Source organism: Sphingomonas liriopis, from assembly GCF_024211255.1.
Classification (GTDB): Bacteria; Pseudomonadota; Alphaproteobacteria; order Sphingomonadales; family Sphingomonadaceae; genus Sphingomonas; species Sphingomonas liriopis.
Genome location: NZ_JAMLDY010000004.1, coordinates 228,259 through 235,000 on the forward strand (window position 1 = coordinate 228,259; position 6,742 = coordinate 235,000).

The following is a 6,742-nucleotide window of genomic DNA, read 5'->3' on the forward strand; positions in this document are numbered from 1 at the left end:
GTGCCTCACCACCAGACCCCAGCGTGCGCTGGGGTGACGGGGGTGGTCGGCATCGGAAAGGCGCGGCCATGACCACCATCTCCCGCGAACGGATCGCGCAGATCGAGGCGCGGCGCGACGAGCTGCAGGCGCTGATGGCGACCGGCGATTTGCCGTCGGACCGCTTCGTCGCGGTGTCGAAGGAATATGCCGAGCTCGAACCCGTCGCTGCGGCGGCGGGCGAGGTGCGGCGGTTGCGGCAGGAGGCGGAGAGCCTCGCCTACATGGCCGAGGATACCGGCGACGAGGAACTGCGTGCAATGGCCGCAGAGGAGCTGCGCGACAACCGGACCGCGCTGGAGGCGGCCGACCGCCGGCTGGCGCTCGCGCTGCTGCCGCGTGATGCCGCGGACGAGCGCGCGGCGATGCTCGAAATCCGTGCCGGCACCGGCGGCGACGAAGCGGCGCTGTTCGCCGGCGACCTGTTGCGCATGTACCAGCGCTATGCCGAGGGGCAGGGCTGGCGGGTCGAGGTCATCAGCGGCTCCTCGTCCGACGCCGGGGGCTTCAAGGAGGTCGTCGCCAGCGTCACCGGATCGGGCGTCTTCGCCAAGCTGAAGTTCGAGGCCGGCGTCCACCGCGTCCAGCGCGTGCCCGCGACCGAGGCGGGCGGGCGCATCCACACCTCCGCCGCCACCGTCGCGGTGCTGCCCGAGGCGGAGGAGGTCGACGTGCGGATCGACGAGGCGAAGGATTTGCGCATCGACGTCTATCGCTCGTCCGGCCCCGGCGGCCAGTCGGTCAACACCACCGACAGCGCGGTGCGCATCACCCATCTGCCCACCGGGCTCGTCGTGATCCAGCAGGACGAGAAGTCGCAGCACAAGAACAAGGCCAAGGCGCTGAAGGTCCTGCGCACCCGCCTGTACGAGGCCGAGCGCGAGCGGCTGGCGAACGAACGGTCGGGCACGCGCAAGGCGATGGTCGGATCGGGCGACCGGTCGGAGCGGATCCGCACCTACAATTTCCCGCAGGGGCGCGTGACCGACCACCGCATCAACCTGACGCTGCATCGTTTGCCCGAGATCCTGGAGGGCGAGATGGACGAACTGATCGGCGCGCTGATCGCCGAAGACGAGGCGGAGCGGCTGGCGTCGCTGGATGACTAAGCGTCGGGCCGTGCGGTTTGATTCACGCGAAAACGCGAAGACGCGAACAGAAGAAGGGTTTTTCGCGCGGAGGCGCGGAGGACGCGGAGAAGGGCTTGCGGCGCAGCCAGCCTTTTTTCCGATCCTACAGGCCGCTGATGGGATCAAGCCGCCAACCCGTGGCATGACACCTCCGCGCCCTCCGCGCCCTCCGCGCCTCCGCGCGAACCCACTCTTCTTCTTCGCGTCTTCGCGTCTTCGCGCGAAACCGTCCTTCTTGCGACAGCGATGCTGGCGTGAGGCGGTTACGCCGCCGTCCCACCACCTTCGTCACCCCGGACCTGTTCCGGGGTCCACTCCGCGGCAAGACGTGCCGTGCGAGCCTCTTGCCGTCCCGTCCGTTGCACGGTGGACCCCGGAACAGGTCCGGGGTGACGAAGGGATAGGGGGCACGGCGGGGATTGGCCTCGACCGGTGGTGACCGACCGTATCCCCACCATGCCCGCCGCCATCGCCGCCGCCACCGCGCGCTTCGCCTTTTCGCCCACCGCGCGGCTCGATGCCGAGCTGCTGATGGCGCATGCGCTCGGCATCGACCGCAACGCGTTGCTGCTCGACATGGACCGCGGCGTGCCGTCGACCTTCGCCGCGCTCGTGGACCGTCGTGCCGCCCACGAGCCGGTCGCCTATATCACCGGCACCCGCGGTTTCTGGACGATCGATCTCGCCGTCGGCCCCGGCGCGCTGGTGCCGCGGCCCGACAGCGAGGCGCTGCTGGTCGCCGCGGCGGCGCATTTCGGCAGCCGTTCACCCGCGACGATCCTCGACCTCGGCACCGGTCCCGGCACCTTGCTGCTCGCCGCGCTCGACGAATGGCCCCGCGCACGAGGCGTAGGGGTTGATCGTTCGCCCGACGCGTTGGCCTACGCCGCCGTCAATGCTTCGACGCTCGGAATGGCCGACCGCACCGTATTCGTGCGGGGCGACTGGGCGGCGGCGCTCGACGCGCGCTTCGATCTGGTCCTCGCCAACCCGCCTTATATCGGCACCGGGGAGGCGCTGCCCGACGAGGTGCGCGTGCACGAACCCGCCGCCGCGCTGTTCGCCGGTGCCGATGGTCTCGCCGACTATCGCATCCTCGCGCAGCAGCTGCCGCGGCTGATCGCGCGCGGTGGCTGCGCGGCGGTCGAGATCGGCCATACGCAGGCCGCCGACGTCGCCGCGCTGTTCGCCGGGCAGGGGCTGGCGAGCACGGTGAGCCGCGATCTCGGCGGGCGCGACCGCTGCCTGCTGGTCACCCCGGCGCGACAGGGTTGAAAGAAGCCGCGGGCGTCCACATATTTCGCTTGTCGGATGCCCCTTGCGCCAGCTATTGGTCGGGCCGGGGCACGCACCATCAACGTTCGAATGGTTGATCGCAGGGCGCTGACCTGCATCCTTCGTCATCAAGCCGCCGTGCCGGTGGCCGTGACAGGCTCGAGCGTTGCCGCACGGCACGCCGCGACCCGGAGGGTTGCACCGTTTTGACCGGGAGCCAGTGCTCGATGGGACGGACAGGCCGCGAGGGCCGCATTGGTTTTGAGGACCAGTTACACTCGGATCATGGGACAGTAGCTTGATTAACAATCGGCAGCAGAACGGCCGGCGTCGCGGTCGCGGCGGCAACAACAACGGTGGCGGCGGCAACGGCCCGCGCCAGGGCGGCCAGGGGCGGCCCGACAATGGCAACCGCATCGACAGCCGCGCACGCGGCAACGCCAACCAATTGTTCGAGAAGTACAAGAACCTCGCCGGCGAGGCGCAGCGGCAGGGCGATCGGGTCAACACCGAATATTACCTGCAGTTCGCCGACCATTATTTCCGCGTGCTCGCCGACCAGCGCGGCCGCTTCGAAACCGACACCCAGCCGCGCCGCCAGCAGCCGTTCGATCTGAACGACGACGACGATTACGGCGACGAGGGCGAACCGATCCGTGCCGGCGAGCAGGAAGGCGATTCGCGCGATAGCCAGCAGCGCGACGACCGCCAGCCCCGCCGCGACCGCCAGGACGGCGAGCCGCGCCAGGCGCGGGGCTGGGACAATCGCGACGATCGCGGCAACCGCGACGATCGCCCCCAGCGCGACGAGCGCGGCAGCCGCGACGACCGTCCGCAACGCGAAGAGCGCGCCCAGCGGGATGACCGTCCGCAGCAGCGTGACGAGCGCACCACCCAGCGCGACGATCGCCCACAGCGCGAGGATCGCGTCCGTCGCCAGCGCGTCGAGGCCGAACAGCCGGTCGAGGTCGCCGGCCAGCACCGCGCCGATCCGCTCGCCGCGGACGAATCGCTCAACGCCCGCGCCGAGGCGGTGCTCGAGGCGGATGCGCCCGTCCTCGCCCCCCGCCGCGGTCGCGGTCGCCCGCGCCGCGACGCGCAGGTCGATACGGTCGCCGAGACCTCGGCCGAATCGCAGGGCAACGGCGTCGATGCCGACCGCCTGCCACCGCCGCTCAACATCGCCGCGGCGAACGACGCCGACGGCGAGGCCCCCAAGCCCCGCCGCCGCCGCACCGTCCGCACGCCGGCCGCGGAAGCCTCGGCCGAATAAGCCGCGGTCAGCGCCGATCGATTGGAGGGGCCGGTTCCGTAAGGAGTCGGCCCCTTCGTCGTTTGGGCGGGTGGGGCGTCAGGAGTGAGGCCGGAACCCACCTCCCACACTGTCACCCCAGCGAAAGCTGGGGTCTTTTGGTGAGGTCATGCCGGCCAAGCGGGAGACCCCAGCGTTCGCTGGGGTGACGGAGGGGCGCCCTTCACCTCCCACCGTTGGCCCTGAGCCTCCGGCTCACCCGTCCAGCCGCTCGACATCCTCGTCGTGTCCGCTTCCCGAACTCAGGAATACCAGCCCCATCAGCGCGCCGGCCATGGCGATCGATCCGCCGACCCCGCCGATCACCGCCAGCATCGTCACCAGCCTGAGCGGCCCCTGCACCCAGGCGAGCGCGACGATCGCCCCCGCGCTGCACGCTGCGGCGACGACGATCATCCACGCCATGATCGCGCGAAACCGGCCCCAGGCGTGCGCGGCATAGGCAGGATCGTCGAGTCCGGTCGGCTGGTCGCGCATGGCTTTTGCCAATGGCGCGCAAACATGGTCTGCTCAACCGCGAACCGCTCCGCCAGGCGACGGAGTCGGACGAAGGAGAAGGAAGCATGACGATCGCGGCAATCCTGCACGGCAAGGGCGAGGGGGTCGTATCGCTGCCGAGCGATGCGACGGTGGGACAGGCGGTGGCGTTGCTCGCCGAGCGGCGGATCGGCGCGGTGCCGGTGGTCGACGGCGGTGCGGTGGTCGGTATCTTTTCCGAACGCGACGTCGTCCACGGCCTCGCGCGCCACGGCGCGGCGGCGCTCGACGTGCCGCTCGCCGAGATCATGACCCGCCCGGTGCAGAGCGTCGCGCCGACCGAACCGGTGATCGGCGCGCTGTCGCTGATGACCCGCCGCCGCATCCGCCACCTGCCGGTGGTCGACGGCAGCGGAGAGGACGCGCGGATGGTCGGCTTCGTGTCGATCGGCGATCTCGTCAAATACCGCATCGACCGGATCGAGGCGGATGCCGCGGCGATGCGCGACTATATCCAGCAGGCGTAGCTACGCGGGAACGGGCGCCGGCGGCCGCTTGCGCACGATGGCGACCAGCTCGCGCACCGTACCGCGCGCGAAGAGGCCGAGCCACAGGCCATAGGTCGCCGCACCGATCGCGACGAGCACGCCGAGCCGCAGCGGCGCGGCGAGCGGCGGCAGCGCCTGGTCGGCCAGCGTCACCACCACCGCCATCCCGATCGCGGCGATCGCCGAAGGCGCGATCGCCTGGCCAAGATCGCCGATCGTCGCGCCGATCACCGGCAGCGATCGCCACGTCGAAACGAGCAGATAGACGGGATAGGCCGCGACCCAGCTCCACGCGAGCCCGACCGGCCCCCAGCGTACGCCGACCAGGAACGCCGCGCCGAGGACCATCGCCCCCACCGCGCCGTTGCGCGCGCCGATCCCCGGCCGCCCACGCGCGTCGCACGCTGGGGAATAGAGCACCTGCAGCGTCATGAACGGCATCGCGCAGGCGATCAGCCGCACCACCGGCGCGACCTCCGCCCATTTGGCGTCGAGCGCGGTCAGTACCAGCGGCTCGGCGGTGGCGGCGAGCCCCAGGTAGAAGGGCAAGGCGACCAGCATGATGATCCGCACCGACCGTACGAACGCCTGCGCGACGGCGCGCTCATCGTGCTGGATGCGCGCATAGGCGCTGAACGCTACTTCGTTGAGCGGCGGCACGAATTTGGAGACGAAGATCTGCGCGAGGAACAGCGCGGTCGTGTAGATGCCGAGCTGATGGGGGCTGAACCAGCGCCCGCCGATGAACACGTCGACCTGACTCTGCAGGAACCAGAAGAACTGCCCCGCGGCCATCACGCCGCCATAACGCGCGAGGTGCCCGGCGCCGCGGAAGTCGAAGCTTGGCCACATCAGCGACCGTGCGCCCCAGGTCAGCATGGCCGCGCGCACCGCATAGAGCGCGATCGGCGCCCAGACGAGCGTCCACACCCCCCAGCCGGCGAGCGCCCCGCCCAGAGCCGCGCCCGCGCCGGCGAACGACGCCGCGATATTCGCGGTCGCCTGTCGCCGGAACTCCATCGCCCGGCTGAGCAGCGCATAGGGCAAGGCGGCGAAGGGAGTGATGACATAGATGAGCGCCTGCACCCGCAACAGCTGCGCGACCTCGGGCTGGCGATAGTAAGCCGCGGCCAGAGGCGCGATCGCGACCTGTGCGAGCGCGAGCACGCCGTTGAGCGCGATCAGCATCCCGAACAACTGCCGCACCTGTCGCGGCGTCACGTCGTCCCGCTGGATCAGCCCGCTCGCCAGCCCATAGCCGTTGAGCATGTTGAGGAAGACCAGCACCACCCCGGTCATCGCATAGAGGCCGTAATCGCGCGGATCGAGGATGCGGATGACGAGGAAAGTCGCCCCCCATTGCACCATCTGCGCGAGGATCTGGCTGCCCGAACGCCAGATGACGGCACGCCGCACCTGATTCTCGAGCGATTCCGGCGTCGCAGACGCGTGATTCGGGGAAGCTGCCATCGGCAATGGGGTAGGGGGTGACCCCTTCACATCCCGTAAACCCCAGCATTTCCGCGGCTTTCACCGCTATGTGACAGAAAAAAGCAAAAAAGTGTTTGACCGTCCGGAACACCCCGCCTAGAGGGATGTCACCGCAGCGACGGACCACACGGTTCGCTTCTGCAGTCACCAAAAATCAGGCGCCGGGGTCGCCCTCCAAAAAGAGGGTAGGACTGGGCGTCGGTTTTTGTCGGCTCTTTGACATTGTAATTTGATGAAGGGACATGTGGGCGGCGGCTCCGGTCTGCGACGTTTTCAAGGCGTTGTATGGTCGGTTAAAGCTAGCTCGCTCTATATGTCCTTCACGTATCCATACGTAATGGGCTCCCATCAAAGTATTACTTTGATGGGGTCCCAAATGGACTGCCATTGGGGCTTCGGCTTTGATGGGGTCCTGAAGTAATGTGCAGAGCGGGTCCTTGAGATGAGGCTTTCTGACGCTGGTTATTCCA

Annotated in this window: 6 protein-coding genes; 4 read left to right on the forward strand and 2 right to left on the reverse strand. The window is 69.1% G+C overall.

Features of this window, described 5'->3' with window-relative positions; translation table 11 throughout:
- The first annotated feature begins 68 nt into the window (after positions 1–68).
- From prfA to M9979_RS04825, 3 genes are all read left to right on the forward strand, one after another.
- Positions 69–1,148, forward strand: coding sequence for a peptide chain release factor 1 (gene prfA / locus M9979_RS04815; protein WP_254288194.1), 1,080 nt, complete (start codon positions 69–71; stop codon positions 1,146–1,148).
- A gap of 477 nt (positions 1,149–1,625) precedes the next feature.
- A complete protein-coding gene (gene prmC / locus M9979_RS04820; RefSeq protein ID WP_254288213.1) occupies positions 1,626–2,444 on the forward strand; it encodes a peptide chain release factor N(5)-glutamine methyltransferase in 819 nt (272 codons plus the stop codon).
- Between the two features lie 298 nt (positions 2,445–2,742).
- Positions 2,743–3,717: a DUF4167 domain-containing protein gene (locus M9979_RS04825; RefSeq protein WP_254288195.1), complete on the forward strand. Its 975-nt coding sequence runs from the start codon at positions 2,743–2,745 to the stop codon at positions 3,715–3,717.
- A gap of 234 nt (positions 3,718–3,951) precedes the next feature.
- Here the strand turns inward: M9979_RS04825 and M9979_RS04830 are convergent, their stop codons facing one another.
- Entirely contained in the window at positions 3,952–4,233 is a 282-nt protein-coding gene (locus M9979_RS04830) for a hypothetical protein (protein ID WP_254288196.1), read from the reverse strand.
- An 86-nt stretch (positions 4,234–4,319) separates the two neighbouring features.
- On the opposite strand from M9979_RS04830, the gene M9979_RS04835 reads away from it, so the two are divergent.
- Positions 4,320–4,760 carry a CBS domain-containing protein gene (locus M9979_RS04835; protein WP_254288197.1) on the forward strand — a complete coding sequence of 147 codons (441 nt, stop codon included), beginning with the start codon at positions 4,320–4,322 and terminating at the stop codon, positions 4,758–4,760.
- Here the strand turns inward: M9979_RS04835 and M9979_RS04840 are convergent, their stop codons facing one another.
- On the reverse strand, positions 4,761–6,251 hold the full coding sequence (locus M9979_RS04840; protein ID WP_254288198.1) for a lipopolysaccharide biosynthesis protein: 1,491 nt from the start codon (positions 6,249–6,251) through the stop codon (positions 4,761–4,763).
- Positions 6,252–6,742 lie beyond the last annotated feature (491 nt).